28 protein-coding genes are annotated in these 26,801 nt (G+C 70.2%); 16 read left to right on the forward strand and 12 right to left on the reverse strand.

Translation table 11 applies throughout. From position 1 onward, the window contains the following. The first annotated feature begins 116 nt into the window (after positions 1–116). From EUA06_RS04975 to EUA06_RS23180, 5 genes are all read left to right on the forward strand, one after another. Positions 117–584 (forward strand): DUF4395 domain-containing protein, encoded by a 468-nt coding sequence (locus EUA06_RS04975; protein WP_129473919.1) that lies wholly within the window; start codon positions 117–119, stop codon positions 582–584. A gap of 75 nt (positions 585–659) precedes the next feature. Further along, positions 660–1,508 carry a sulfurtransferase gene (locus EUA06_RS04980; RefSeq protein ID WP_129473920.1) on the forward strand — a complete coding sequence of 283 codons (849 nt, stop codon included), beginning with the start codon at positions 660–662 and terminating at the stop codon, positions 1,506–1,508. Further along, entirely contained in the window at positions 1,508–1,810 is a 303-nt protein-coding gene (locus EUA06_RS04985) for a DUF1416 domain-containing protein (protein WP_129473921.1), read from the forward strand. The genes EUA06_RS04980 and EUA06_RS04985 overlap by 1 nt, the downstream gene beginning before the upstream one ends. A gap of 133 nt (positions 1,811–1,943) precedes the next feature. Next, the gene (locus EUA06_RS04990) at positions 1,944–3,431 is read left to right on the forward strand and encodes a sensor histidine kinase (RefSeq protein WP_129473922.1); all 1,488 of its coding nucleotides are present in this window, start codon (positions 1,944–1,946) and stop codon (positions 3,429–3,431) included. A gap of 495 nt (positions 3,432–3,926) precedes the next feature. Continuing rightward, a complete protein-coding gene (locus EUA06_RS23180; RefSeq protein ID WP_277985654.1) occupies positions 3,927–4,049 on the forward strand; it encodes a hypothetical protein in 123 nt (40 codons plus the stop codon). A gap of 34 nt (positions 4,050–4,083) precedes the next feature. On the opposite strand, the gene EUA06_RS04995 is transcribed toward EUA06_RS23180, so the two are convergent. From EUA06_RS04995 to cysD, 3 genes are all read right to left on the reverse strand, one after another. Beyond that, complete coding sequence (locus tag EUA06_RS04995) at positions 4,084–5,439, reverse strand: helix-turn-helix domain-containing protein (protein WP_165354261.1); 1,356 nt, start codon at positions 5,437–5,439, stop codon at positions 4,084–4,086. A gap of 134 nt (positions 5,440–5,573) precedes the next feature. Beyond that, the gene (gene cysN / locus EUA06_RS05000; RefSeq protein ID WP_129473924.1) at positions 5,574–6,887 is read right to left on the reverse strand and encodes a sulfate adenylyltransferase subunit CysN; all 1,314 of its coding nucleotides are present in this window, start codon (positions 6,885–6,887) and stop codon (positions 5,574–5,576) included. Continuing rightward, positions 6,887–7,801 carry a sulfate adenylyltransferase subunit CysD gene (gene cysD, locus EUA06_RS05005; RefSeq protein WP_129473925.1) on the reverse strand — a complete coding sequence of 305 codons (915 nt, stop codon included), beginning with the start codon at positions 7,799–7,801 and terminating at the stop codon, positions 6,887–6,889. The genes cysN and cysD overlap by 1 nt, the downstream gene beginning before the upstream one ends. Before the next feature lie 102 nt (positions 7,802–7,903). Here cysD and EUA06_RS05010 point away from each other — a divergent pair, with 102 nt between their 5' ends. Next, positions 7,904–9,052: a glycoside hydrolase family 16 protein gene (locus EUA06_RS05010; RefSeq protein WP_129473926.1), complete on the forward strand. Its 1,149-nt coding sequence runs from the start codon at positions 7,904–7,906 to the stop codon at positions 9,050–9,052. A gap of 98 nt (positions 9,053–9,150) precedes the next feature. Then, a complete protein-coding gene (locus EUA06_RS05015; protein ID WP_129473927.1) occupies positions 9,151–10,290 on the forward strand; it encodes a glycoside hydrolase family 16 protein in 1,140 nt (379 codons plus the stop codon). Between the two features lie 10 nt (positions 10,291–10,300). Here the strand turns inward: EUA06_RS05015 and dtd are convergent, their stop codons facing one another. Next, a complete protein-coding gene (gene dtd / locus EUA06_RS05020) occupies positions 10,301–10,729 on the reverse strand; it encodes a D-aminoacyl-tRNA deacylase (RefSeq protein WP_129473928.1) in 429 nt (142 codons plus the stop codon). 55 nt (positions 10,730–10,784) lie between these two features. On the opposite strand from dtd, the gene EUA06_RS05025 reads away from it, so the two are divergent. Together EUA06_RS05025 and EUA06_RS05030 are read left to right on the forward strand one after the other, a co-directional pair. Further along, positions 10,785–11,609, forward strand: coding sequence for a beta-keto acid cleavage family enzyme (locus EUA06_RS05025; protein ID WP_129473929.1), 825 nt, complete (start codon positions 10,785–10,787; stop codon positions 11,607–11,609). 51 nt (positions 11,610–11,660) lie between these two features. Continuing rightward, positions 11,661–12,248 carry a TetR family transcriptional regulator C-terminal domain-containing protein gene (locus tag EUA06_RS05030; RefSeq protein ID WP_129473930.1) on the forward strand — a complete coding sequence of 196 codons (588 nt, stop codon included), beginning with the start codon at positions 11,661–11,663 and terminating at the stop codon, positions 12,246–12,248. A gap of 175 nt (positions 12,249–12,423) precedes the next feature. Here EUA06_RS05030 and EUA06_RS05035 read toward each other — a convergent pair whose 3' ends face one another. The 3 genes from EUA06_RS05035 to cysC are packed head-to-tail and all read right to left on the reverse strand — an operon-like array spanning position 12,424 to position 15,154. Continuing rightward, a complete protein-coding gene (locus EUA06_RS05035) occupies positions 12,424–13,431 on the reverse strand; it encodes a sulfite exporter TauE/SafE family protein (protein ID WP_165354262.1) in 1,008 nt (335 codons plus the stop codon). After that, positions 13,431–13,955, reverse strand: a complete 525-nt coding sequence (locus EUA06_RS05040; protein ID WP_129473932.1) for an arsenate reductase/protein-tyrosine-phosphatase family protein — start codon at positions 13,953–13,955, stop codon at positions 13,431–13,433. The genes EUA06_RS05035 and EUA06_RS05040 overlap by 1 nt, the downstream gene beginning before the upstream one ends. Next, positions 13,952–15,154, reverse strand: coding sequence for an adenylyl-sulfate kinase (gene cysC / locus EUA06_RS05045; RefSeq protein WP_207208216.1), 1,203 nt, complete (start codon positions 15,152–15,154; stop codon positions 13,952–13,954). The genes EUA06_RS05040 and cysC overlap by 4 nt, the downstream gene beginning before the upstream one ends. Before the next feature lie 41 nt (positions 15,155–15,195). Here cysC and EUA06_RS05050 point away from each other — a divergent pair, with 41 nt between their 5' ends. The 4 genes from EUA06_RS05050 (at position 15,196) to EUA06_RS05065 (ending at position 17,818) form a co-directional block, all read left to right on the forward strand. After that, positions 15,196–16,167 carry an asparaginase gene (locus EUA06_RS05050; protein ID WP_129473933.1) on the forward strand — a complete coding sequence of 324 codons (972 nt, stop codon included), beginning with the start codon at positions 15,196–15,198 and terminating at the stop codon, positions 16,165–16,167. 94 nt (positions 16,168–16,261) lie between these two features. After that, positions 16,262–16,678, forward strand: coding sequence for a helix-turn-helix domain-containing protein (locus tag EUA06_RS05055; protein WP_129473934.1), 417 nt, complete (start codon positions 16,262–16,264; stop codon positions 16,676–16,678). 60 nt (positions 16,679–16,738) lie between these two features. Next, on the forward strand, positions 16,739–17,422 hold the full coding sequence (locus EUA06_RS05060; RefSeq protein WP_129473935.1) for a hypothetical protein: 684 nt from the start codon (positions 16,739–16,741) through the stop codon (positions 17,420–17,422). Positions 17,423–17,521: 99 nt separating this feature from the next. Then, positions 17,522–17,818, forward strand: coding sequence for a DUF2516 family protein (locus tag EUA06_RS05065; protein ID WP_129473936.1), 297 nt, complete (start codon positions 17,522–17,524; stop codon positions 17,816–17,818). Here EUA06_RS05065 and EUA06_RS05070 read toward each other — a convergent pair. Genes EUA06_RS05070 through EUA06_RS05080 form a run of 3 tightly spaced genes read right to left on the reverse strand, consistent with a single transcriptional unit; the run spans position 17,815 to position 22,182 of the window. Then, a complete protein-coding gene (locus EUA06_RS05070; protein WP_242497980.1) occupies positions 17,815–19,248 on the reverse strand; it encodes a sugar nucleotide-binding protein in 1,434 nt (477 codons plus the stop codon). The two genes, EUA06_RS05065 and EUA06_RS05070, sit on opposite strands and share 4 nt — an antisense overlap. Continuing rightward, entirely contained in the window at positions 19,245–20,243 is a 999-nt protein-coding gene (gene rfbB / locus EUA06_RS05075) for a dTDP-glucose 4,6-dehydratase (RefSeq protein ID WP_129473937.1), read from the reverse strand. The genes EUA06_RS05070 and rfbB overlap by 4 nt, the downstream gene beginning before the upstream one ends. 25 nt (positions 20,244–20,268) lie before the next feature. Then, the gene (locus EUA06_RS05080) at positions 20,269–22,182 is read right to left on the reverse strand and encodes a DUF4012 domain-containing protein (protein ID WP_129473938.1); all 1,914 of its coding nucleotides are present in this window, start codon (positions 22,180–22,182) and stop codon (positions 20,269–20,271) included. A 53-nt stretch (positions 22,183–22,235) separates the two neighbouring features. Between EUA06_RS05080 and rfbA the strand changes: the two genes are divergently transcribed. Then, positions 22,236–23,102: a glucose-1-phosphate thymidylyltransferase RfbA gene (rfbA, locus tag EUA06_RS05085; protein ID WP_129473939.1), complete on the forward strand. Its 867-nt coding sequence runs from the start codon at positions 22,236–22,238 to the stop codon at positions 23,100–23,102. Here the strand turns inward: rfbA and EUA06_RS05090 are convergent. Together EUA06_RS05090 and gmd are read right to left on the reverse strand one after the other, a co-directional pair. Continuing rightward, positions 23,099–24,031 (reverse strand): GDP-mannose 4,6-dehydratase, encoded by a 933-nt coding sequence (locus EUA06_RS05090; protein WP_207208217.1) that lies wholly within the window; start codon positions 24,029–24,031, stop codon positions 23,099–23,101. The genes rfbA and EUA06_RS05090 overlap by 4 nt on opposite strands. Beyond that, positions 24,028–25,008: a GDP-mannose 4,6-dehydratase gene (gene gmd / locus EUA06_RS05095; protein ID WP_129473940.1), complete on the reverse strand. Its 981-nt coding sequence runs from the start codon at positions 25,006–25,008 to the stop codon at positions 24,028–24,030. The genes EUA06_RS05090 and gmd overlap by 4 nt, the downstream gene beginning before the upstream one ends. 41 nt (positions 25,009–25,049) lie before the next feature. On the opposite strand from gmd, the gene galE reads away from it, so the two are divergent. Beyond that, positions 25,050–26,063, forward strand: a complete 1,014-nt coding sequence (gene galE / locus EUA06_RS05100; RefSeq protein WP_129473941.1) for a UDP-glucose 4-epimerase GalE — start codon at positions 25,050–25,052, stop codon at positions 26,061–26,063. Next, entirely contained in the window at positions 26,063–26,761 is a 699-nt protein-coding gene (locus tag EUA06_RS05105; protein WP_129473942.1) for an N-acetylmuramoyl-L-alanine amidase, read from the forward strand. The genes galE and EUA06_RS05105 overlap by 1 nt, the downstream gene beginning before the upstream one ends. Positions 26,762–26,801: the final 40 nt, after the last annotated feature.

Here is a 26,801-nt window from a genome sequence, read left to right on the forward strand (position 1 = left end):
TCAACTGAGCCATAAAGTCTATGTAGTTACTGGACTATGCTCCACGGTGGGACCCCGCACCCGGCACGTGCCCGGTGCGTCCGGCCTCTGCGCCGCGCCGACCATCCAGGAGAGACATGACCACCACTGCTTCGCCCACCGTCGACAGCCTGACTGTCGCCCGCGGCATCGACCCGCGCGGTCCCCAGCTGGCTGCCGGCATCACGGCGGCGGTGCTCGTCGCCGTCCTGCTCCTGCCGCAGCCTGCCGCGACCGTCCTGCTCGCCGTGCAGGCCGTCCTGTTCGCGACCGGCGCGCTGCGCGGCGTGCAGGCCACGCCGTACGCGTGGCTGTTCCGCACGCTCGTCCGGCCCCGGCTGGCACCGCCCGCCGAGCTGGAGGCGCCCGAGCCGCCGCGCTTCGCGCAGGCGGTCGGCCTGGCCTTCGCTCTCGTCGGCCTGGTCGCGTTCCTGGCCGGCGCCACGCTCGTGGCCCAGGTCGCCGTGGGAGCCGCGCTCGTCGCGGCCCTGCTCAACGCCGTCTTCGCCTTCTGCCTGGGATGCGAGGTCTACCTGCTCATCCGCCGTTTCATCGCCACCGCCTGACCAGATCGATCGCCCCGGTCTCGAGACAGGACTTCGTCCTTCCTCGACCAACGAGAAATTAGGAGCACACCCACCATGAGCCGCGAGAACTCGCTCGTCACCGCCCAGTGGGCCGAGGACAACCTCGACACCGACGGCGTCGTCCTCATCGAGGTCGACGAGGACACCTCCGCCTACGACAAGGGCCACATCCGTGGCGCCATCAAGCTCGACTGGACCACCGACCTCCAGGACCAGGTCCGCCGCGACTTCGTCAACAAGGCCCAGTTCGAGGCGCTGCTCTCCAGCCGCGGCGTGAGCAACGACGACACGGTCGTCCTCTACGGCGGCAACAACAACTGGTTCGCCGCCTACGCCTACTGGTACTTCAAGCTCTACGGCCACCAGGACGTCAAGCTCCTCGACGGCGGCCGCAAGAAGTGGGAGCTCGACTCCCGCGAGCTGACCGACGAGGTGCCCACGCGCGCCGCGACGACGTACACCGCCTCGGAGCAGGACACCTCGATCCGCGCGTTCCGCGACGAGGTCGTCGCTGCGATCGGCTCGCAGAACCTGGTCGACGTGCGGAGCCCCGACGAGTACGCCGGCCGGCTGCTCGCCCCGGCGCACCTCCCGCAGGAGCAGGCGCAGCGCGCCGGCCACGTCCCGACGTCGGTCAACGTGCCGTGGAGCAAGAACGCCAACGACGACGGCACCTTCAAGTCCGAGGCCGACCTCAAGGCGCTCTACGACGAGGTGGGCTTCGACGAGTCCAAGGACACCATCGCGCTGTGCCGCATCGGTGAGCGCTCGTCGCTGACCTGGTTCGTCCTGCAGGAGCTCCTCGGCAAGAAGAACGTGAAGAACTACGACGGCTCGTGGACCGAGTACGGCTCGCTGGTCGGCGTCCCGGTCGCCCTCGGCGACGAGCCGGGTGACGCCTGATGTGCGGCGCGACCGAGGGCGGCCTGTCGCTCGACGGCGTCAACGTCGCCAAGGAGGCCGTGATCCAGGGCCAGGTCCTGCGCGGCAGCGAGCCCGTCGGCAACGCCTACGTGCGACTGCTCGACCGCACGGGCGAGTTCACTGCTGAGGTCCCCACCTCGGCCACCGGCCACTTCCGGTTCTTCGCCGGGGACGGCGAGTGGACGCTGCGGACGCTGGCCCCCAAGGCCGAGCCGGTGGACACCAAGGTCACCGCCGCCACCGGCTCGGTGGCCGAGGTGCAGGTGCTCGTCTCCGCCTGACCGGCTCGAACCGCCCCGCACGCTCGGCGTACGGGGCGGTTCTCGCATTTTCCTCGTGGTCTTGGCGCAATTGCGGTGGCAGACTCGAAGCGCTCGTACCGTGGAGGTCCCGGGTCGGGGAAGGAGGGTCCTCGTGGACGCTCACACCGGTGTCCTGGACACCGAGGAGCTCTGGCGTCTGACCATGGAGCACTCGCCGGTGGGGATGGCGCTCGTCTCGACGGGCGGGGAGATCCTCACGGCCAACGCCGCGCTCGGGGAGATGCTCGGCTACGACCTCGACGAGCTCGCGCACCACACGGTGGCCGACCTCACCCACCCCGACGACCTCGCGACCGACCTCGAGCTCATGCGACAGGCGATGGCCGGTTCGACGACGTCCTACCGCGTGCCCAAGCGCTGCTTCCGCCGCGACGGCAGCCTCCTGCAGGGTGAGCTCTCGGCGCTCCTGCTGCGGGGCACCGACGGCGAGCCCCTCCAGTTCATCATGCAGATCATCGACCGGACCGAGGTGCACGCGTTCGCCGAACGCCTCGACGCCGCCGAGGAGACCACGCACGACCTGCTGAGCAAGGGCCAGGCGATCCTCGACAGCGTCTCGGTGGGTCTCCTGCTGGTCGACGCCGACGGGACCTACAGCGCGTGGAACCGGAGGCAGCAGGAGCTCCTCGACATCGCCTTCCCCGCCGGCCACGGCGGTCGCGCCGGTCAGAGCGGTTTCGTGTACGACGCCGAGCAGCAGGACGCGCTGTCGTTCGACCAGTTCCCGTGCGCGCGCGCCACCGAGGGGGAGGGCGAGGAGTTCGACGACATGCTCATCTGGATCGGCGAGGAGCCGACGAGCCGTCGGGCGCTGTCGGTCTCTGCGAGGACCGTGCGCGACCGTGGCGGGGCCCTCACGGGAGCGGTGCTCGCCTACAACGACGTGACCGAGCTGATCCGCGCCGTCAAGGTCAAGGACGAGTTCGTGTCCACGGTCTCCCACGAGCTGCGTACGCCGCTGACGGCAGCCCTGGCCTACCTCGAGCTCCTCGACGAGTCGGTGGCGCCGGTGCCCGACGCGCGCCAGCAGGTGACCGCGATCCGGCGCAACATGCTGCGGCTCTCACATCTGCTCGCCGACCTGATCCTGTCGACCAGGGCCTCCTCCGGGTCGCCCGTGGTCGCTCCCTACCGCGTCGACCTGGTCACCGTGGTCCTGGAAGCCGTCCAGGCCGCGGCAGTCGACGCCGAGGGAGCCGGTGTCCGGCTCACCCGCGACCACCCGGCAAACCTGGAGATGACCGCCGACGGGATCCGCGTGCGCCAGGCCCTCGACAATCTCCTCGGCAACGCGATCCTCTACGGCCGGCCGGACGGCCACGTCCACGTGACCCTGGAGGAGTCCGGCGCCGAGGTCGTGGTCACGGTCGCCGACGACGGCGAGGGCATCGACGCCGATGAGGTAGGGGAGGTGTTCGACCGCTTCTTCCGTGGCGCGAACGCTCGTCGGCGCCAGGTCGGGGGAGCCGGTCTTGGCCTCTCCATCGTCCGCACGATCGTCGAGGCCCACGGGGGAGACGTGTCGGTGACCAGCGTGGCCGGTCAGGGCACCACCGTGCGGGTGGCGCTGCCTCGCTGACGGGCGTCCGGTCCAGTCCGGTGGGCCCGATTTGCCCAGTTTGCCCGTAGGTATCACCCACGGCGCACCACTGGTGTCTTCCTGCCCCTACTGTCACGTCTCCACGAATCGTGAGGAGGAGTTGTCATGCCAGGTCGGAGTGATGTGCCTACGACTGACGCCGGCCGCTGCCTGCCCGCGATCGTGGCAACTGGTCCAGACCACGCGAGCATGCGCGTGGACGTCCACCCGGGCGCACACGCGAGGACCCCCCGCACGTGTGCGGGGGGTCCGGGCGCGTACCGGGTGGGGTCCGGTGCGTGTCTCGCGAGGTGGGGGCCATCTCGCGAGGCTGTCGCCAACATCTGCCATCAGGAGCATTTGCCAACGGCTCTTGCCTAAGTTTGCCAAAGCACGACACACTCTGCACAGGTTTTGGGACTATTTCTTTCGACAGCTTTCTCTCGGGACGCTGATCACCAACCCCACACAGCACAACAAACCCTGGAGACACACATGAAGACCAAGGCCCCCCGCCTCGTCGTTGCCCTCATCGCGATCGTCGGCGTCGCCGGCATGACCGTTCCCGCCGAGGCTGCCCCCGCCAAGCAGACCGCGCGCACCATCTGGTGCTGCTGACCGGTCTCTGAGTCGAGCCTGACGGCTCCTGGTCTCAGCTGCGGGCGTACGTCGTCGTGGAGACGCGCGCCCGCAGTCCGGACGACACCGCCGCCCGGCGGTAGGCGTCCAACGCGGCTTCGTGCAGGCCCACTCCGTGGAGGAGGTCGGCGAGGTCGAACCACAGCTGGGCAGCGCTCTGGTCGGCACCGATCGCCGACAGGACGAGCACTGCCCGCTGGTACGACGACGAGGCGAGGTCTGTCGCACCCTCGGCCGCGTGGGTCCTCCCCGCGATCGTCAGCGCTTCGGCCTCAAGCAGGGCGTGACCACCAGCCGATTCCTGAATCTGCTCGATCAGGTCGCGGCTTTCCGTGAGGTCGCCGGCCAGGAAGGCCACTCGGGCCAGCCCCAGCAGTGTCCACGCGATGTCGACCGGGGTGGCACTGCTCCAGCGCATGTCAGCAACGGCCTGCTCGAGGTTGTCGCGGGCACCGGACAGATCGGGCGGGTCGAGCTCGAGATGGAGTCGACCCACCTCGCCGCGCAACCGTGCGAGGTTGCGCGAGTCCTGGCCCTCGCCCATGAGTGCGAGTGCTCGTTCGGCCAACGGCACGGCCGCGGCGACGTCGCCGCGTCTGGCCTGCATCGCGCTGGCGTTCCAGTAGGCCGACGCGCGTGCCTTTGGCGAGCCGAGCGACTCGGCCCGCGCGATCGCTTTGCGGCACAGCCGCACGGCGTGCGCGGTGTCGCCGCGCTCGAAGTGGGCGGCCGCCACCGTGACCGCGAGCTGCACGGCCTCGTCACTGGCGCCGAGCCCGGCATCCTCGATCTGAGTCATGACACGCTCGCCGCACTCGATGGCGCGGCCGAGGTCGCCGGTCTCGCGGAAGATGCGGCTCAGGGCGATACCGGCCTTGATGCGCGTCATCCCGTTGGTGGTCGCGTCCTCGAGGAGCGACTCGAGCTCCAGGACGGCGTCGTCCTCGCGGTTGGTGGCCTCCAGCGCCCGCGCGTGGAGCAGGCGGGCGCGCTCGCGCATGCCCTCCATCTCCTGGCTGGAGAGGGCGTCCAGCGCCTTGCTCAGGTGGGCCTCGGCGTCCTCCGGCTGGCCCGACTCGAGCGAGAGCTCGGCGTAGTCGAGGGCGAGGCGCATCTCGTGGATCTCGCGGCGGTCCGCGACCCCGAGGAGGGACTCGACAGAGACGTCGAGCCGGACGGCCAGCGCCTCCAGCGCGAGCGCCGTGGGCTGGCGGTGCCCGGACTCGATGCGGGAGAGGTACGCCACCGACATCACGTCATCGGCCACCTCACCCTGCGTGAGGCCGCGGGACTGGCGCGCGGAACGCAGCCGCCCACCCAGCTCCACACGGTCGGTCTGTGCCAACACAGCCGCAAGTCGCGAGTCCATGTGGGTCATTGTGCGACACGTTTGCCCAAGAAGCGTCGAATTCAGTCAAGTATTAACTTAGGAGGCCCTTCCCCGCCGGTCCGGAGGGCCGGCGGGGTTCGACGAACGTAGGACGAACGTCGAGGGATCTCCGCTCAGCTGGCGCTGTTGATCATGCCGGCGCCGACGGTCACACCGGTCGCCTCGTCGATCAGGATGAAGGACCCCGTGGTGCGGTTCTTCGAGTACGGGTCGCAGAGCAGCGGCACCGTGGTGCGCAGCTGGACCCGGCCGATCTCGTTGAGGCCCAGCTCGCCGGCCTCCTGGTCGCGGTGCAGCGAGTTGACGTCGAGGCGGTACTGGATGTCCTTGACCATCGCGCGACCGGTGCGGGTCGTGTGCTTGATGGCGAGCTTCTGGCGCGGGCGCAGGGGCTCGTTGGTCATCCAGCAGACCATCGCGTCGATGTCCTGGCTCGGCTTGGGGGCGTTCTTCGGCCGGGCGATCATGTCGCCGCGCGAGACGTCGACGTCGTCCTCGAGGTGGACGGTCACCGACATCGGCGGGAACGCCTCGGAGACCTCGTTGTCGAAGAGCTCGACACGGGAGATCGTCGAGGTCATGCCGCTGGGCAGCACGACGACCTCGTCGCCCTTCTTCAGCACGCCGCCCGCGACCTGACCGGCGTAGCCACGGAAGTCGTGGTACGCGTCGGACTTGGGGCGGATGACGTACTGCACCGGGAAGCGCGTGTCCACGAGGTCGCGGTCGGACGCGACGTGGACGTGCTCGAGGTGGTGCATGAGCGTCGGGCCGGAGTACCACGGCGTGTTCTCGGACCGGTTGACGACGTTGTCGCCCTGGAGCGCCGAGATCGGGATGACCTCGAGGTCCGGGATGTTGAGCTTCGTCGCGAAGGTCGTGAACTCGCGGTGGATCTTCTCGTAGATCTCCTCCGACCAGTCCACGAGGTCCATCTTGTTGATCGCCAGCACGAGGTGCGGGACACGCAGCAGCGACAACAGCACCGCGTGGCGGCGGGACTGCTCGGTGAGGCCCTGGCGGGCGTCGACGAGGACCAGGCCCAGGTCGGCGGTCGAGGCGCCGGTCACCATGTTGCGGGTGTACTGGATGTGCCCGGGGGTGTCGGCGATGATGAACTTGCGGTTGGGCGTCGCGAAGTAGCGGTAGGCCACGTCGATCGTGATGCCCTGCTCGCGCTCGGAGCGCAGCCCGTCGGTCAGCAGGGCGAGGTCGGTGTAGTCGTAGCCCTTGGACTGGCTGGTGGACTCCACCGCCTCGAGCTGGTCCTCGAAGATCGACTTGGAGTCGAGCAGCAGGCGCCCGATGAGGGTCGACTTGCCGTCGTCCACGGACCCTGCGGTCGCGAACCGGAGCAGGTCGGCGTTCTCGGTGACGGCGGCGGCTTCCTCGCCGACGGTGGTCTTCTCGTCCGGGGTGCTGGCCATCAGAAGTAGCCCTCCTTCTTGCGGTCTTCCATGGCGGCCTCGGAGAACCGGTCGTCACCACGGGTGGCGCCCCGCTCGGTGACCCGGGCCACGGCGATCTCCTCGATGATGGAGGCGGTGTCGGAGGCCTCGGACTCCACGCACCCGGTCTGGGTGCGGTCGCCGACGGTGCGGAACCTCACCGTCTTGGTCACCGGCGTCTCACCCGACTTGGGCTGGATCTCCGGACCGACCGAGAGCAGCATGCCGTCGCGCTCGATGACCTCGCGCTGGTGGGCGAAGTAGATCGACGGGATCTCGATCTGCTCGCGGTGGATGTAGCTCCAGATGTCGAGCTCGGTCCAGTTGGACAGCGGGAAGATCCGCATGTGCTCACCGGCGTGGATTCGGCCGTTGTAGAGGCTCCACAGCTCGGGGCGCTGCATCTTGGGGTCCCACTGCCCGAAGTCGTCGCGGTGGGAGTAGACGCGCTCCTTGGCGCGGGCCTTCTCCTCGTCGCGGCGGCCGCCACCGAAGGCGGCGGTGAAGCCGTTCTCCTCGATGGATCCGAGCAGCGTGCCGATCTGCATGCGGTTGCGGCTGGTCTTGCCGTCGTCGACGACGTGGCCCGCCGCGATCGCCTCGTCGATCGTCGCGATGATCATCCGCGCGCCGAGTCGCTCGACCCAGGAGTCACGGGTGGTGAGCACCTCGTCGAAGTCGAGGCCGGTGTCGACCTGGAGCAAGGGGAAGGGCAGCTTGGCGGGGAAGAACGCCTTCTCCGCGAGGCGGAGCATGACGATGGAGTCCTTGCCACCGGAGAACATCAGGACCGGCTTCTCGAACTCGGCGGCGACCTCACGGAAGATGTGGATCGACTCCGCCTCGAGCTGGTCCAGCTGGCTCAGCTGGTAGTCGACGTGGGTGTTGGTCATGACGCAGGGAGGGCCTCTCTCGGGACAGCAGCCATCATCGTAGCGACGGGCGTCCCCGTGGACGATTCGCGCTCGCGCGGCGGCGTCGGCGAGACTCACCGGATGAGCCGAACCCCCCGACTCGCCGTGGCCGTCGTCACTGCAGCAGCGCTCGTTGCGGGCTGCTCCTCGTCGCCGAGCAGCGACGGGGAGGCACCGTCGTACCGCGCCAGCAAGGACGTCCAGGCACGCGTGCTGCCCCAGCTCGCGGCCAACGGCGAGGACGTCGAGTCCGCCGACGACGCCCTGTGGGTCGTCGACGCGACGATCGACGGCGTGGATGAAGGCACGACCGTCACCCTCCTCGCCAAGGCCGATAGGGGCGAGTGGGAAATGGTCTCGGACGCCGAGACGGACGAGGACGGTCACGTGTCGCTGACCAGCGACACCGCCGGCGAGCTCGTCGTCGTGGCCGGCGAGGACGACGACGCCATTGGCACCGAGGTCTCCACCGAGGACGCTCCCGAGCCGACCTTCAGCGACGACTTCGACGAGGACAGCGTCGACGCCACCGGCGCGAACTGGCACACCCGCGACCAGGGGTTCACCGGCGTGCGCACGTGCTCGCGCGCCGACGCGAGCGCGGCCGAGGTCGCCGACGGCGTACTCGTGCTCAGCGTGCTCGAGGACCCCGAGGGCGGGGAATGCCAGCTCCCGGGGCGCCGCAAGCGCTTCCCGCAGAGGCTCAACGGCCACGTCGGCACGGAGGGCGTCTACAGCTTCACCTACGGCTACGCCGCCGCACGGATCCGCACCCAGTCGGCACGCGGCCAGCACGCGGCGTTCTGGATGCAGGCGGTCGGAGGGCAGCAGACCGGCGGGCCGAAGGTCGGCGGTGCGGAGATCGACATCATGGAGTACTTCGGCGACGACCACCCCGAGGGCGGGCTCACCAGCTTCACCTACTTCCTCGACGAGGCCGGCAAGAAGCAGACCGTCGGCGGCTGGCTGCCCGACGTCGAGGAGTACGGCGACGACTGGGCCGAGCAGTACCACGTGTTCTCCGTCGAGTGGACGCCCACCGAGTACGTCTTCCGGATCGACGGCCAGGTCACCCAACGGCTCGAGGGCGAGACCTCGGGGCGCCAGGAGTTCCTGATCCTGAGCCTGCTCTCCTCCGACTACGAGCTGCCGCGCTTCAACGGCGAGCTGCCGGAGCAGATGGAGGTCGACTGGGCGCGGGTCTGGGAGACCGGGGCCGAGCAGGGCTGACCACCCCCGAGGTTCCTCGAAGATCGACCGAAACGGCGACGGCGGACCGGTCCCCCCTCTTAGGGTGAGAGCTTCACCCCTGGACCAAGGGATTCGTCATGTCGCGTCGCCCCGTCGTGTTGCTTGTTGCCTGCGCGTCTTCCGCGCTGGCCCTGGTGCTTGGCAGCGCGGGATCGCCCTCGTCCGCAGCGCCCAAGCCCAAGCCTGCGGCCCAGTCGGTCGCCGTCCGCGTCCTCCCGCAGCTGGCCGCGGCCGGGACGTCGCCGGAGCCCGCGTCGGCTGCGCAGACCACGATCACGGCGGCGTTCTCGCCCGTCGTGCCGGGCCGGCGCGCCTCCCTCGAGGTGCTCGACGGCCGGAAGTGGGTCGCGGCCGCGACCGCCGACCAGGACGCCGCGGGACGGGTGCTGTTCACGGCGCCGTACGCATGGCGCGGGCTCCCGGCGACGTACCGCCTGGCAGCGCCACGCACGACCGACCTCCCGGAGGTCTTCTCGGCCCAGGTGCGCACGAGCGCCTGGGGGACGCCGATCCTGTCGGACGAGTTCTCCGGGACGTCGCTCGCTGCGCCCTGGGACCACCGCGTGCAGGGCTACGAGGTGCCGAGCCGGCGCTGCTCGAAGACGGATGCGCGGGCGACGACGGTCGGCGGCGGCGTGCTGTCGCTCGGCGTCGTCGACGACCCCGACCGCGACGACCCGTGCACGTTCACCAACAACCTCGGCGTCGAGCAGTCGACCTTCTACCGCCTCAACGGCCACGTCGGGACGCAGGGCCGCTTCCAGTACAAGTACGGCGTCGCAGCGGCGCGCATCAGGTTCCAGGAGGCGCGTGGTCAGCACGGAGGGTTCTGGCTGCAGGCCCCCGTCGTGGACTCCGGCAACGAGATCGACGTCATCGAGTGGTTCGGCGCCGGGTCGTCCGGCCTGAGCAGCGGCGTCTGGTCCTACGCCGGTGGCACCCAGACGAAGGTCGCGGAGGCGAGGATCGGGGACGGGGCGGCGTACGGCTCGGACTGGACCGGCAGCTACCACGTGTTCTCGGTCGAGTGGACCCCGACGGAGTACGTCTTCCGCATCGACGGACGCGAGACCCTGCGGACGTCGGCAGGCGTCTCGCAGACCGAGGAGTACCTCATCCTCAGCCTCCTGGTCTCCAACTTCGAGTCGCTGCGCATCACGCCCGAGGAGCTCCCGCAGACGATGTCGGTCGACTGGGTGCGGGTCTGGCAGCGGTGAGCAGGCCTGGTCACGGGCTGTCGAGGACGAGCGTGATCGGCCCGTCGTTGACGCTCTCGACGCGCATGTCTGCGCCGAAGCGACCACGCTCGACGTGCGCGCCGAGTCGCTCGAGCTCGGCGCAGACCGCGTCGTAGAGCGGTTCGCTGACCGGGCCGGGCGCGGCCGCCTGCCAGGTCGGACGCCGGCCCTTGCGCGCGTCGCCGTACAGCGTGAACTGGCTGACGACCAGCACCGGCGCGGCCACGTCGCTCGCGCTCCTCTCGTCGCGCAGGAGGCGGAGGTCCCAGATCTTCCGTGCCGTCCACGCGACCTCGGTGTCGCCGTCGTCGTGGGTGACCCCCAGGTAGACGAGGAGGCTTGGACCGTCGAGCTCGCCGACCACCTCGCCGTCGACCCGGACGCTGGCGGAGAGGACCCGCTGGATGACTGCACGCATGGGGACATGGTCTCGATACGCTCGCTGCGCTCGCTACTCGACCACCGAGGAAAAAATGTCTGACTCCCTGCTGATCACGGTCGCGCCCACCGGCGCCGAGACCGCCAAGGCCGACTGCCCGCAGCTCCCCACCACCCCGGAGGAGATCGCCCGCACGGCGGCCGAGTGCGAGGCGGCCGGAGCCGCGATGATCCACATCCACGTCCGCGACGGCGGGCACGCGCCGACCCTCGACCAGTCGCTGCTCCGCGAGTGGGTGGCGGCCGTGCGCGAGTCGTCGTCCCTCGTGGTCCAGCTCTCGACCGGTGGGTCCGTGCACGACCCGCTCGACGAACGGCTCAAGGTGCTCGATGCCGAGCCCGACTCGTGCAGCCTGACGATGGGCACCACGAACTTCGGCGACGACGTCTTCCTCAACCCGTGGCCCTTCGTGAAGGACCTCTACCAGCTCGCCCTCGAGCGCGGCGTCGCCCCGGAGTTCGAGCTCTTCGACCTCGGTCAGGTGCACGCCCTCGGCCGACTCATCCGCGAGTACGGCGTCCCCGCCGGCGGCAAGGTCCACGTCGACTTCGTGACGGGGGTCCCCGGCGGCATGCCCGGCACCGCCCCGTCCCTCGTGGCGGGCGTCGCCGCACTCCCGCCTGAGGTCACCTCGTGGTCCGCCACGGGCATCGGTCGCTCGACCCTCGCCGTGGCGATGGCCTCGCTCTCGATGGGCGGCCACCTGCGGGTGGGGATGGAGGACGTGCTGACCATCAGCCGCGGGGTGCCGGTCGAGTCCAACGTCCAGCTGGTCGAGCGAGCGGTCGACCTCGGCCGGATCGCCCAGCGCACGCCGATGTCGCCCGCCCAGTGCCGGGAGCTGCTCGGCCTGGGGTGAGCCTGTGGAGGAGCGTTCGCGGATCAGGACCGGACCTGCTGGAGTGGCGTCATGTACGACCCGGAGCCCCGCATCCCGCTGCACCTCGGCTCGCGCGCGACCAGGATCGCCGACATGGCGGAGGCGTTGTTCTGGGCCATCGACGAGTCCGGCCTGCGGCTTCCGTCGCGGCGTGACATCGCCCGGCACAGCCATGTCTCCGAGGCGACCATCTCCCGCCGGTTGAGGGACTCTGGCTGCACGGAGGACCTCCTCGCGGGTCGGCTGGCCAAGGCCCGCGCGAGGACCTTCCCGCCGGGCTATGTGACCGAGGGGTGGCAGCGGTGGCTCCCCGAGACCGCGCAGGACCTGCAGGACACGCGCGCGTGGATCTCCTGCCTGGCACTCGCCTCGCACAGCGACGCGGTGGCGGAGGAGGTGCTGCAGGCGTGGGCCGTCGAGCACCGCCAGCTGGTCCAGCATCTCGACCCGTCGGCGTACGACGACGAGGTTCCCGACGAGGTGGCCGTCGCCGCCGAGATCCTGCGCGCGGTCGTGCTCGGCCTGGCGATCCGGCTCGCTCTCGACCCGGGGTCGACGCACGACCATGCCGTGGAGCTGCTGGCGCGCGCGGTGGCTGCGTTGCAGCCCGCGGCCTGACCGCGTCCGACCCTGCAAGCTTGCGTGCAAGCGCGCGGAGGGGCGCCTGCATGCGTGCGAGAACTTTCGCGCAGGCGGAGGAGGCGGGGTGCTGAGCTGCACGAAAGGTCTCGATCGCTCGCGGTGCACCTGCCGCGCTCGTGCACGAGTTGTTGCATCCGACCCAGCGGTCGGCCTAGCTGCCGTCGACCCGTTTCATCCCGACGACGCCGGGTCGGTACTCGGGGTCCTCGAGCTGCGCGATGGTCGGGGACCCGAACATCGGCAGGCCCTGGCGCTTGCGCAGGAACCCCCACACGATCGGGAGGATGACGAGCGTCGCGAGTCCGATGCCGGCGATGAGGAAGGGGTGCGTCTCGTCCTCGCCCAGCGGCGGCCAGCCGGACTTGTCGAGCAGGGCCACCCCGCTCATCGTGAGCACGACGACGATGCCGCGACGGATGAAGGACTGCGGCACCCGCGGCGCGAGCAGCGAGCCCAGGATCGTTCCTGGGACCGATCCGATCACGAGCGGGATCAGGATCGTCCAGTCGATGCCGTGCAGGAAGATGTTGGAGATCGCAGCGGCCATGACCAGTGGCACCGCCTGCACCAGGTCGGTGCCGACGAGCCGGACGGCCGAGAGTCCGGGGTAGAGCATCAGCAGGGCGATCATGATGACCGAGCCGGAGCCGACGCTGGTGATGCCGACGAGCAGGCCGCCGAGCATGCCCACCAGGAGGGTGGGGACGATGCGGACGGTGGGGTCGTCGTTGTGGACGTGCGTGCCGGAACGGACGCGCTGCAGGTTGACGTAGAGGCGGAGGGCGTACGTCGCTGCCGCCAGCAGGAGCGCGAAGCCGATGCAGATGATCAGCACGTAGTTGAGCTGGTCGCTGTCGTCGGTGAACGCGGCCACCAGGTGGGGGCCCAGGAGCGCCATCGGGATCGACCCGATCATCAGCCACTTCGCGAGCTGCATGTTGGGCGAGCCCTCGCGCTTGTGCACGATCGCCCCGCCGGTCTTGTAGATCGCGGCCGCGGTGAGGTCGGCCGTGACCACGGTCGCCGCCTCGCCGACACCGAGGAAGAGCAGGGCCGGCGTCATGAGGGCTCCGCCGCCCATGCCGGTCAGCCCGACCACGATGCCGACGAAGAAGCCGGCGGCGAGGATCGAGAAGAACGTGACGGTGATCCAGTCCATCAGCTGTCTCCGGTCAGACGGGGAACGACGACGCGCAACATCTCAGTGATTGTGGCGGTGGCAGCGGCCGCCGCCTTCTCCCCACGCCGGAACGGGTCGGCGACGTCGAGCTCGGGGTGGGCCGGCTGGCGCTTCTGCCCGACGGCGGTCACCAGCTCGCGACCCGACAGCTCGGGGATCTCCGCGATCGCCGCCTCGAACTGGCCGAGCGTGAAGAGCGTGCGGTGGAGCTGGGGGTAGTCGTCGAGGACGTGCTGGCGGTGGATTGACTCCGCGGTCAGCACGAGGTCCGCGCCCAGCAGCATCTCCGGCTTCAGCCGCCGGCTGCGGAAGCCGGAGGCGTCGAGGTGGGGGATCGTCGCGACCTGGACGGGGTTCATCCGGTGACCCGTGTGCGCGTGGGTGCCCGAGCTGGAGAAGACGACGTCGGCGTCGCCGGCCAGGTCGCGCGCGATGAGCTCCATCGCGGGCGAGCGGCAGATGTTGGCGGTGCAGAGGAAGAGCACCGAGAGCGGTTCGGTCATGCCCCTGCGGCTCCCCGGGTCAGGTGCAGGCTCCTCAGGTGGAGGAGGCCGGCCTCGTCGAGCGCGACCAGCACGTCGTCGAGCGCGTCCTCGATGGTGCGCCCGGTCGTGTCGACGCGTACGGCCGGGGCCTCCGGCTCCTCGTAGGGCGAGGAGATCCCGGTGAACTCGGGGATCTCGCCGGCACGGGCCTTGGCGTAGAGCCCCTTGCGGTCGCGGCGCTCGCACTCCTCGAGCGGCGTCGCCACGTGGACGAGGAAGAAGGCGCCGCCGGCGTCCTCGACCATCTGCCGCACCTGCGCGCGGGTCTCGGCGAAGGGCGCGATCGGCGAGCACACCGCCACGCCGCCGTGCCGGGCGATCTCGGCGGCGACCCAGCCGATGCGCCGGATGTTGGTCTCGCGGTCCGCCTTGGAGAAGGTCAGACCGGCGGACAGGTGACGGCGTACGACGTCGCCGTCGAGGCTGGTGACCGAGCGACCGCCCTGCTCGAGGAGCAGGTCCATGAGCGCGCGGGCGAGGGTCGACTTGCCGCTGCCCGACAGGCCGGTGAAGAACAGGACGAGGCCCTGGTCCTCCGGCTCCGGGCGGTCGGCCTCGACGATCTCCGCGATGCCGGCCGGGTAGGCGTCGTCCGGGTGCTCGGTCAGTGCGTGGACCGGGTCACCCGCGGCGTAGGTCGCCACGACCTGCGCGCCGAGCTCGTGGTCGACGTCGGCGTCCCCGTGGGACGGAAGGGGTACGGCGACCACGTGGGCGTCGTCGAGCAGGTCGGTCGCGGCGAGGGACGCACGCACGAGCGCGACGGGGGAGAGGTCGGCGGTGCCGGTGCCGGTCAGCGCGACGAGGACGACCCGGCCGAGGCCGCGCACCTCCTCCAGTTCGGCCTCGCTGAGCGCGTCCACGACCGGCACGAAGGTGGCGCCGGCGTGCTGCTCGCGGACCTGGGTGGGCGTCAGGTGGAGGCGGCGGAAGGGGCCGTACTGCGCGTGCGTGAGCGGCTCCGGCGTCCCGTCGGACGACACCCGGGCGAGGGGCAGTCCCTCCGGGTCGACGAGCTCCGCCTCCGTGGCACCGTCGGGGAGGTCGAGGGTGACCGGGCTGCCGGGCTCGTTGAACCGGGTGAGCGGGGCGTAGGCACCGGAGACGAGGAGCTCCAGGTCGTCGAGCTCGGTGGGTGTCGGGCAGTGCTGGATCACCCGCGCATCCTCGCAGAACGATGGTGAGTAGCCTGCGGCCCATGTCTTTTGTCTCTGCCGGTCTGCCCGTCGTCGCAGAGATCGTCCGCTCCGGGTTCGTCGAGGGCCACCACTACGGCTCGATCGTGGCGCTGGCGGCGGACGGATCGGTCGACTGGTCGGTCGGCGAGGTCGTTGCCCCGGTGCTGCCGCGGTCGAGCAACAAGCCGGTCCAGGCGCTCGCCATGGTCGAGCTCGGCCTCGACCTGCCGCCCGACCTGCTGGCGCTGGCCTGCGCGTCGCACTCGGGCGAGCCGTTCCACGTCGAGGGCGTACGCCGCACGCTGGCGTCGGCCGGTCTCGACGAGTCGGCGCTCCGGACGCCGCCCGACTACCCGCTCGACGACGAGGCCCGCGAGGCCGTGATCCGCTCTGGCGGCGCGAGGTCCCCGATCCTGATGAACTGCTCGGGCAAGCACGCCGCGATGCTCGCGACCTGCGTCCTCAGGGGCTGGGACACCGCGACGTACCTCGATCCCGAGCACCCGCTCCAGGTCGCCATCGCCGAGACCTTCGCGCGTGTGACCGGCGAGCCCGTCACCACCGTCGCCGTGGACGGCTGCGGCGCGCCCCTGCTGTCGACCTCGCTCACCGGCCTGGCGCGTGCCTTCGCCACGCTCGCGACGGCGTCCGAGGGCGCCGAGCAACGGGTCGCGGAGGCGATCCGGCAGCACCCCGAGTTCGTCAGCGGCACCACCCGCGACGAGCTCGCGCTGCACCGTGCGATCCCCGGTCTGATCGGCAAGGCGGGTGCGGAGTCCTGCTACGCCATCGCCCTCCCTGGCGGGCGCGCCTGGGCGCTCAAGACCGACGACGGCGCCGCGCGCGTCCGCCCGGTCCTGATGGCCGAGGCGCTGCGGCGGTCCGGCGTCCTGGCCGAGGACGGCGTGGACGCCGAGGCGGTCGAGGCGACCGGTCGGCTCGACCTGCTGGGTGGCGGGAAGTCCGTCGGCGTGATCCGTGCTGCCTTCTAGCTAGCACGCAATTCCCAAGCGTCACGGGCGCTTTGTGAGCACTGTCACCCTGCCGCGTTTTGCTTTTGCTAACAGGTGTTAGCACACTGAAGGCATGGCCAAGGACAAGAGCGGCAAGACGACGAAGACGAGTGCCGCCGTCGTCGGCTCGATCGGCTCCCTGGGTGACTACCTCAAGGAGCAGCGCGTCGGCGCCCAGCTCTCGCTGCGCCAGCTCGCCGACCAGGTCGGAGTGAGCAACCCCTACCTCAGCCAGATCGAGCGCGGCCTGCGCAAGCCGTCGGCCGAGGTGCTCCAGCAGCTCGCACGTGCCCTGCGCGTCTCCGCCGAGCAGCTCTACGTACGCGCCGGCATCGTCCACCCCGACCCCGGCCAGGCGGGCTCCGTCGAGCTCGCCGTCCTCGCCGACACCGGGCTCACCGAGCGGCAGAAGCAGTCGCTCCTCGACGTGTACGCCTCGTTCCTCGCGCTCAACGAGCGCGACAGCACGGCCGATCCCGACTCTGCCTGACCCCCCACCTGGACCTACAGCCCAGACCTGCACCACCACCACCACAGAAGGAGACCAGCAATGGCCACCAAGTTCGACATCAAGACCGAGGCCCTCAAGCCCCTCCTCGCGGGCGTCGGTGTCACCGACCTCGCCGTCGAGGCCGTCCGCGACGCCGTGACCGACGTGCAGAAGCGCGCCGCCGCCGTCCAGAAGGACGTCCGCAAGTTCGACGCCAAGGCCGAGGCCAAGGCCCGTCGCGCCGCCATCGAGGCCCGCGTGGCCGAGCTCCAGGCCGAGGCGAAGGCGTACCCGACCAAGGTCTCCGCCCAGGTCTCGACCCTCGTCGACGAGAACGTCGCCGCGGCGACCTCCACCTACACCGAGCTGGTCAAGCGCGGCGAGTCCCTCGTGACCCGCATCCGCCGCCAGGAGTCGACCAAGGCGACCGTGAAGTCCGCCAAGACCACGGCCACCAAGGCGAAGACCACCGCGACCCAGGCCAAGAAGGCCGCCGACGCCAACGCCACCGCCGCGGACCGCACCGCCGCCACGAAGGTCGCCCCGCAGCCGAAGAAGACCGCGAAGAAGGCCACGCGCTCCGCCGCCGCCAAGAAGGCGTCCGCCACGACCGCCCGCAAGACCGCGGCCAAGAAGACGGCCACCGCCCAGAGCAGCGCCAAGGCCACCGCCACCGCTGCCCAGGGCACCGCGACCAACGCCGTCAAGGCCGTCGCCGACGCCGCCGAGAAGATCGGCGACTGAAGAGCAGTCGACGACGTCGACCAGCTGACGCTGTTCTAGGCGAGGACCCCCGACCTTTCTGGTCGGGGGTCTTTGCTGTTCGTCGCCTACTCTTGGCCCGTGAACATCTACGCGTTCAACAGCACGGTCATGCTCCTCGTGCTCGTGGTGCTGCTCGCGATCAAGGGATTCGCGTTCATCAACGCCCTCACCTACTCGGCCGAGGCCTACGAAGCGGCCGGCAAGCTCACCAAGCAGGCATGGTGCGCGATCACCGGTCTGGGCTTCGCCGCGCAGCTGATCCTGATCAACTCCTCACCGCTCGGGATCATCCACCTGGTCTTCACCATCGCCTCGCTCGTCTACATCGCCGACGTGCGGCCCGCGCTGGCCGAGGTGACCTCCGGCCGCCGCTAGCTCAGGTAGCGGTCCAGCGCGACGAGGGCGTCCTCGGGCTCGAAGCCGGTGGCCCGGATCTTCTCCAGCGACAGCGCGGAGTTGAGCGGGCGCGGGGCGAACGGGTTGCCCTGCGCCAGCACCCCCTCGGCGTACGCCGTCGTGCTGGTGCCGGAGACGTCGTCCGCGCTGCGGCCCGAGCGCTCGAAGACCGCCTGCGCGATCTCGCGCCACGACATCGGCGCGCCACCGTTGGAGACGTTGTAGGTGCCGAACGGGGCGTCGGTGTCGAAGAGGTGCCGCGTCGCGCGGACCAGCTCGTCGGTGAACGCCAGTCGACCGACCTGGTCGTCGACGACGCTGGGCGAGACGCCCTTCTCCGCGAGCGCCTTCATGGTCAGGACGAAGTTCTTGCCGTCGCCGATCACCCACGACGTGCGGATCAGGTAGTGCCGCGGCGCCAGGCCGACGGCGAGGTCGCCGGCCGCCTTGGACTGGGCGTACACGCCGAGCGGGGAGAGCGGCTCGTCCTCGGTGTGCCCGGGGTCGAGGGGGGCGGTGCCGTCGAAGACGTAGTCGGAGGAGTAGTGCACGAGGGTGAAGCGGTGCTCGCGGGCGAGCCGGGCGAGGGTCGCCGGACCGGTGGCGTTGGCGGCCCAGGAGGCCACGCGACCCTCGGTGGTCTCGGCAGCGTCGACGGCGGTGTACGCCGCTGCGTTGAGCACGACGGCGTACTCGTGCCACGGCCAGGCGTCGACGGCGGCCGTGTCGCCGAGGTCGAGCTGCGCCACGCCCTCACCTGCGAAGAGGTCGACCCGGTCGGCGTCGGGGTGCGCGGCGAAGAGTGCCCGGCCGAGCTGGCCGAGCGCGCCGACGATGAGCGTCCTCTTCGGCGCCATCGCGGTGCTCGGGTCGAGCGCCGGGGCGTTCTGGTCCTTCTCGCTGATGATCGCCTCGCCCAGCGGGATCGGCCAGTCAATGGCGACGGTCGGGTCGCCGAGGGCGAGCGCGGGGTAGGTGACGCCCGGTCGCCAGTGGTCGTTGACGAGGTAGGTGTAGGCCGTCGCGTCCTCGAGCACCTGGTAGCTGTTGCCGACCCCGCGCGGGACGAACACTGCGGCCGAGGTGTCCATCTCCAGGGTGAACGTGGCGCCGAAGGTCTCGCCCTGACGCATGTCGACCCACGCGCCGAAGATCCGGCCGGTGGCCAGTGAGATGAACTTGTCCCACGGCTCGGTGTGGATGCCGCGGGTGACGCCGCGGTCGCTGTTGAAGGAGACGTTGTTCTGCACCGGGCCGAAGTCGGGCAGGCCGACCGCGAGCATCTTCTCGCGCTGCCAGTTCTCCTTGAAGAACCCGCGGTCGTCGCCGCGCCGGTCGAGCCGTACGACGACGAGGCCGGGGATCGGGGTCGTCTCGAGGCTCGGCAGCGTCTGGGGGGAGAGGCTCACTGGCCCTTCTCCGCGTACTTCGCCTCGACGGCGTCCTTGTGGGGGCGCCACCAGTCCTCGTGCTGCTGGTACCACTCGATGGTGTCGGCCAGCCCGGACTCGAAGTCCTGGAACCTCGGCTGCCAGCCGAGCTCCTGGCGCAGCTTGCCCGACTCGATCGCGTAGCGCAGGTCGTGGCCGGCACGGTCGTTGACGTGGTCGAACTCGTCGGCGCCCTTGCCCATCATCGTGAGGATCAGGCGGACGACCTCGAGGTTGTTCTTCTCGCCGTCGGCACCGATCAGGTAGGTCTCGCCGATGCGGCCCTTCTCCAGGATCGTCAGCACGGCCGAGGAGTGGTCGTCGGCGTGGATCCAGTCGCGGACGTTCTCGCCCGAGCCGTAGAGCTTGGGGCGGATGCCGTCGATGACGTTGGTGATCTGGCGGGGGATGAACTTCTCGATGTGCTGCCAGTGGCCGTAGTTGTTCGAGCAGTTCGACACCGTCGCGCGCAGGCCGAAGCTGCGGACCCACGCGCGAACCAGGTGGTCGGAGCCGGCCTTGGAGGCGGAGTAGGGCGAGGACGGGTTGTAGGGCGTGTCCTCGGTGAACCGCTTGGGGTCGTCGAGCTCCAGGTCGCCGTAGACCTCGTCGGTCGAGACGTGGTGCAGCCGCTTGTCGTGCTTCCGCACGGCCTCGAGGATCTGGTAGGTCCCGAGGATGTTGGTCTTGATGAAGGGGCTCGGGTCGTTGAGCGAGTTGTCGTTGTGCGACTCCGCTGCGTAGTGGACGACCGCGTCGTGGGCCGCGACCAGCGGGTCCACGGTGTCCTCGTCGGCGATGTCGCCGACGACGAGCTGCACCCGGTCCTCGGGCAGGCCGGCCAGCGACTCCTTCGAGGCGGCGTAGGTGAGCTTGTCGAGGACGGTGACGACGTAGTCGGTGTGCTCGACGAGGTGGTGCACGAAGTTCGACCCGATGAACCCCGCGCCCCCGGTCACGAGAAGGCGTTCCATGGCCGGGAGTCTAGGGCTCGGCGGTTCAGGAGGCGGAGCCGGTGATGCTGAAGCTCGGCTGCGTGATCAGACCCGGGTTGTCGTACGTCGCCCGGCTGCGGCCGTCGCGGGCCCAGCCCTCCGGGAGGTCGCCGACCCGGTAGCCCTTCGGCCACTGGACGGAGACCGACACCGCCTGGGGGACGACCATGCCCTGCGGGGTCAGGTCGAGCTGGTAGGTCAGGTCGCCGTCCGCCGCGCGACCGGCGTCAGGGACGACGTAGGTCAGGGTCGCCTCCTTCGTCGTCTGCGGCGGGAGGATCAGCCGTAACAGCTTGTAGGGGCGGCCGTAGTAGTCGAACGTGTCGGTGCCCACCGACCGGCCGGAGGCGGCGGCGCTCGAGATCTTCACGTCGCGGGGCAGGAAGACACCGAGGGTCATCCCGTTCCACCGGGTGCGGGTGCTGCCGCCGCGGTTGTCGCCGAACTCCTGGTTGGCGCCGTAGGGCGGCGAGTCGTTGTAGACCGAGATCGTCATCTCGACCTCGGCGGAGCCGTCCGCACGCAGCTGGACGTTGCTGGTGACCGTGCGCCTCTGCCAGTAGTCGGCCTTGCTCGCGTTGGTGTTCTGGTTGAAGACCGCGAGGTAGTCGTTGTCGGTGTCGGACAGGTCGCCGGCCAGGCCGATGTCGGCGACCGCGGCCTGCACGTCGGCGTCGCGCATCCAGAGCGCGAAGTGGCGCCCGCGGGCGGAGTTGCGGATCGACTCGATCTTCTCCAGGCCCTGGCCGGGCTCGAAGAGGCGGTCTGCGAAGACGGGGACGATGGACCGGTTGAGACCCTTGCGGGCCTCGCTGTCGGGATAGGTGTCGTAGTCGCCCACGAGCTTCTGGGTGAAGTTGGAGGAATCGAGGGTGCCGTAGAGCTCGGTCTCGACCGGCCCGGTGATGCGCAGCATGTCGGCGAGCGCCACCACGTCGACGGCGACCAGGCCGTCGGTCTGCTGACCGGTGCGTCGCTCCCAGCCGCGCAGCACCTCCTCGCCCGACACCGACCAGTCGGGGGCGAACGTCGCGGTCGAGATGCGCAGCTTGCCGTCGTGGAACGGGTTGCCCTCGACCTTGTCCCACCGGCCGACGCGGAAGAGGTCGGGGTCGGTGGTGTCGCGCGCGTCGCCGATCGTGAGCTTTCCGCCGGAGACCTCCATCGGGACGATCGTCAGCGCGGCGCCGCCGGAGAAGCGCTGCTCGCTCGGGTTCAGCAGCGCCAGCAGGTAGGTGCGGTCGCCGTCGGCGCCGAAGAGGGTCGGGAGGACGCCGGCCAGCGGCTTGGCCCGGCGGGCGTCGCCGGCCAGCGGGGAGACCACAGCGGAGGCCTCGTCGCGCGCGTCGGCCAGCATCGTGCCCACGCCGAGCGCGGAGTCGTTGACCTCGCGCAGCTCGAGCTGCGCGGTGTCGAGGTGGAGGCTCGCCTCGTCGATCGCGTCGACCAGCGCGCGCAGGGTCGGGACGTCGACGGCCTGGTCGGCGAACAGGGTGGCGTCGTCGCCGTTGACGGCCGGCCAGGTGTCGACGGCGATCTCGGCGGCGCTGGTCAGGTGGTCGAGCGCGTTGCCGAGGTGGCGTACGTCCGAGACGGGCTCGCCGACGACCGGCACCAGGCTCCAGATGTCGCCGCCGATGCCCTGCATCGCTCCCTGCAGCTCGTCGGCGTGCTTGCGGGCGCTCTCGATGGCGGTCTCCGCTGCCTCCATGTCGCCGTTGCCCAGCGACACCCTGGCGGACTCGAGGTCGGCCTTGGCCGCCTGGGCGTTGCCGGGCGCCTTGAGGAACGGGACGGCGAGCAGCGCGAGACCGATCAGCAACAGGAAGAAGAGCCCGATGACGGTCCCGGGACGCAGCAGCCGTCGCTTCGGTCCGCGCGCCTTCGGGCGCTCTGAGGACTCGCTGGAGGACGGCATGGGCACATGGTGCCAGTCGAACCCTCGGCGCGAGGGCCAATAGGGTGGCCCCCATGCGCGGAATCATCCTGGCCGGCGGCACTGGCTCGCGGCTGCACCCGATCACCCAGGGCATCAGCAAGCAGCTGGTGCCGGTCTACGACAAGCCGATGATCTACTACCCGCTCTCGACGCTGATGCTCGCGGGCATCCGCGACGTGCTGATCATCACCACGCCGCACGAGGCCGACGGCTTCCACCGGCTGCTCGGCGACGGGTCGCAGTTCGGGATCAACCTGACCTTCGCCACGCAGCCCTCGCCCGACGGGCTCGCCCAGGCCTTCATCATCGGCGCCGACCACATCGGCGGCGAGCGCTCGGCGCTGGTGCTCGGCGACAACATCTTCTACGGCTCGGGCCTCGGGTCCCAGCTGCTGCGGTTCAAGGACCTCGACGGTGCCGCGGTCTTCGGCTACCACGTCGCGGACCCGCGGGCCTACGGCGTCGTCGAGTTCGACGACGAGGGCAGGGCGCTCTCCCTCGAGGAGAAGCCGGAGAACCCGAAGAGCGACTTCGCGGTCCCCGGGCTCTACTTCTACGACAACGACGTGGTGCAGTACGCCTCCGAGCTGGAGCCGTCGCCGCGCGGCGAGCTCGAGATCACCGACCTCAACCGCCGCTACCTCGAGGAGGGCCGCCTCCAGGTCGAGGTGCTGCCCCGCGGGACGGCCTGGCTCGACACCGGCACGTTCGACTCGCTCAACGACGCGTCGAACTTCGTCCGCACGATCGAGGGCCGGCAGGGCTTCAAGGTCGGCGCTCCCGAGGAGGTCGCCTGGCGCAACGGCTGGATGAGCGACGACGAGCTCGTGTCGCGCGCACAGCCGCTGCGCAAGAGCGGCTACGGCGAGTACCTGCTCGGGCTGCTCCAGCACGGCTAGAGGTCGGCCGCCACCATCCGGGTCACGATCTCCTCGAACCCGACGGTCGGCGCCCAGCCGAGCACCTCGCGGGCGCGGGACGCGTCACCGACCAGCTCGGTCGGGTCGGCGGGGCGGAAGAAGCGCTCGTCCTGGCGCACGAGCGACTCCCAGTCGGCGATGCCGGCGGCGGTGAAGGCGGCAGCCACGAACTCGCGTACGGAGTGCGCGCGGCCGGTCGCGACGACGTAGTCGCCCGGCTCGTCGGCCCGCGCGGCCCGGACCATCGCGTCGACGTAGTCGGGGGCCCAGCCCCAGTCGCGGCGGGCGTCGAGATTGCCCATCACCAGCTCGTCGGCATCTCCGCGGGCGATCGCGGCCACGGTCGAGGTGATCTTGCGGGTCACGAAGCGCTCGTGGCGCCGCGGCGACTCGTGGTTGTAGAGGATGACGCTCGAGACGTGGAGGTCCCGCTGGCGGAAGACACGGGCCGACAGGTGCGCGAAGGCCTTCGCGGCGCCGTAGGGGTTCACCGGCCGGACCGGCGTGTCCTCGGTCTGCGGGGACTCGGCGGCCTCGCCGAAGATCTCGGCGCTCGACGCCTGCACGAGACGTACGTCGCCGAGCTGGCGCGCCGACTCCATCAGCGCCACCGCCGCCTGGCCGTTGACGTGGGCGGTGAGGTCGGGCTCGTCCCACGACTGGGCGACCGAGCTGATCGCGGCGAGGTTGTAGACCTCCTGCGGCGCAGTCTCCAGCACCAGCCTGCGGGTCGCCTCGAGGTCACCGAGGTCGCCGGTGTGGAGGACGACCTCGGCCGGGCAGTGCGCCGGGTGGCCGTCAGCGCTCAGGACCAGGGCGTGGACCTCGGTGCCCTCGGAGACGAGGCGCTCGGCGAGGTAGGTGCCGTCCTGGCCGCCGATGCCGGTGATGAAGGCGCGAGCCGTCACCAGCCTGCCTTCGCTGCGGCGATGTCGCTGTCGACCATCATCGCCACCAGCTCGGCGAAGGACACGGTCGGCGTCCAGCCCAGCTTGTCCTTGGCCTTGGTGGCGTCGCCGATGAGCAGCTCGACCTCGGCGGGGCGCATGAAGCGCGGGTCCTGCTTGACGAGGTGGGCCCAGTCGTCGATCCCGATGTGCTTGAAGGCGAGGTCGAGGTAGTCGCGGATCGACCAGGTCTCGCCGGTGGCGATGACGTAGTCGTCGGCCTCGTCCTGCTGCAGCATCCGCCACATCGCCTCGACGTAGTCGCCGGCGTAGCCCCAGTCGCGGCGGGCGTCGAGGTTGCCGAGGGTGATGTCGTCCTGGAGCCCGAGGCTGATCCGGGCCACGGCCTGGCTGATCTTGCGGGTCACGAACTCCGGACCGCGGCGGGGCGACTCGTGGTTGAAGAGGATGCCCGAGGAGGCGTGCATGCCGTAGGACTCGCGGTAGTTGATCGTCATGTAGTGGCCGTAGACCTTGCTCACGCCGTAGGGCGAGCGCGGCCAGAGCAGGGTGCTCTCCGACTGGGGCACCTCCTGCACCTTGCCGAACATCTCCGAGCTCGACGCCTGGTAGAACCGGATCCGGCCCGGGTCGTCCCCCGCGTGGAGGCGTACGGCCTCGAGCATGTTGAGCACGCCCATGCCGGTCACGTCGCTTGTGACGAAGGCGTTCTCCCACGAGTACGCGACGAACGAGATCGCGCCGAGGTTGTAGACCTCGGTCGGGTCGGAGTCGCGCATCGCGCGCATCAGGCTGGACAGGTCGGTGAGGTCACCGTTGTGCAGCTGGACGTCCGGGACGAGCTTCTCGACGAGCTCGCGACGCGGGTTGTTCTGGCCGCGGATCAGGCCGTGGACGTCGTATCCCTTCTCGAGCAGGAGCTCGGCGAGGTAGAGGCCGTCCTGGCCGGTGATTCCGGTGATGAGAGCGCTGGGCATGGGTTCAGTCTGTCAGGAGCGCCTGTCCTAGGGTGAGCCGCATGAAGATCCTCGTCAGCGGCGGCGCCGGCTACATCGGCTCGCACACGGTCATCCAGCTCATCGCCGCCGGTCACGACGTGGTCATCGTCGACAACTTCAGCAATTCGCACCCCACCGTCCTGGGCCGGCTCGAGGCCCTGACCGGGACCCGGATCACGCTGCACTCCTTCGACCTCACCGACCACGACAAGACCGAGCACCTCTTCGCGTCGGAGGACTTCGACGGGGTCATCCACTTCGCCGGCCACAAGGCGGTGGGGGAGAGCGTCGAGAAGCCGCTGGAGTACTACGAGAACAACCTCGTCTCCACCTTCTCGCTGGTCCGGGCCATGCAGCGCTATGACGTGGACAAGCTGGTCTTCTCCTCCAGTGCGACGGTCTATGGCGAGGACCAGGCGGCCGCCACCGAGGACCGGCGGACCTACGCGACCAACCCCTACGGCTGGACCAAGGTCATGCAGGAGCAGATCCTGCGTGACGTCGCCGTGGCGTCGCCGCAGATGCGCTTCGCGCTGCTCCGCTACTTCAACCCGGTGGGTGCGCACCCGTCGGGGACGATCGGTGAGGACCCCTCCGGCATCCCCAACAATCTCGTGCCCTTCATCGCACAGGTGGCGGTCGGCAAGCGCGACAAGCTGATGATCTTCGGCGACGACTACGACACCGTCGACGGGACCGGCGTGCGTGACTACATCCACGTCGAGGACCTGGCCGCGGGCCACATCGCCGCGCTGAAGGCGCTCGAGACCACGGACGAGGCCGTCAACACGTGGAACCTCGGCTCGGGCACGGGGACGAGCGTGCTCCAGATGCTGCGCGCCTTCGAGAAGGCCGTCGGCCGCGAGCTGCCCTACGAAATCGTCGCCCGGCGCGCCGGGGACATCGCGACGTCGTACGCCGACCCCTCCAAGGCCAACGCCGAGCTCGGCTGGGGCACCCAGCGGACGGTCGACGACATGTGCGCCGACACGTGGCGCTGGCAGTCGCAGAACCCCGAGGGCTTCGCCGGCTGATGCTCGCGTCGCTGGTCCTGGCCGCGGTGCTGCCGCTCACCGGCACGACCATCGTCGTCGACCCCGGCCACCAGCTCGGCAACCACCGCTTCCCGGAGCAGATCAACCGGCCGGTGCAGGCGGGCGGCTTCACCAAGCCGTGCAACACCACCGGCACCGCCACCGACGGCGGCTACGCGGAGGCGACCTTCGTGTGGCAGGTCTCGCGCGTCGTCGCGCGGCGGCTGCGCGCCCTCGGTGCGACCGTGGTCCTGACGCGCCACAGCAACCGGCTGGACCGGTGGGGCCCGTGCGTCGACGCCCGTGGTCGGGCGGGGAACGCGATCGGCGCGGACCTGAAGCTCTCCCTCCATGCTGACGGGTCGTACGCCGCCGGCGCCCGCGGCTTCCACGTGATCGCCCCGGCCGACCGGGCGCCCTGGACCGACGACATCTTCGAGTCGTCGTCCCGGCTGGCGCACGCCGTGAAGGTCGGGCTGGTCTCGAAGGACTTCGTCGTGGCCAACTACATCGCCGGCGGCGACGGTCTCGACGTCCGCTCCGACCTCGGCACCCTCAACCTCTCCGACGTCCCGACCGTGATGGTCGAGCTCGGCAACATGCGCAGCGCGGCCGAGGCGCGGGTGATGACCTCGCCGGCCGGTCGGGCGCGCTACGCCCGCGGGCTCGTCGCCGGCGTACGGACCTTCCTGCGCTGACCAACGTAGGCAGTTCGCCCGCCAGGAGCAGAGGACCAGC

The organism is Nocardioides glacieisoli, from assembly GCF_004137245.1.
Taxonomy (GTDB): domain Bacteria; phylum Actinomycetota; class Actinomycetes; order Propionibacteriales; family Nocardioidaceae; genus Nocardioides; species Nocardioides glacieisoli.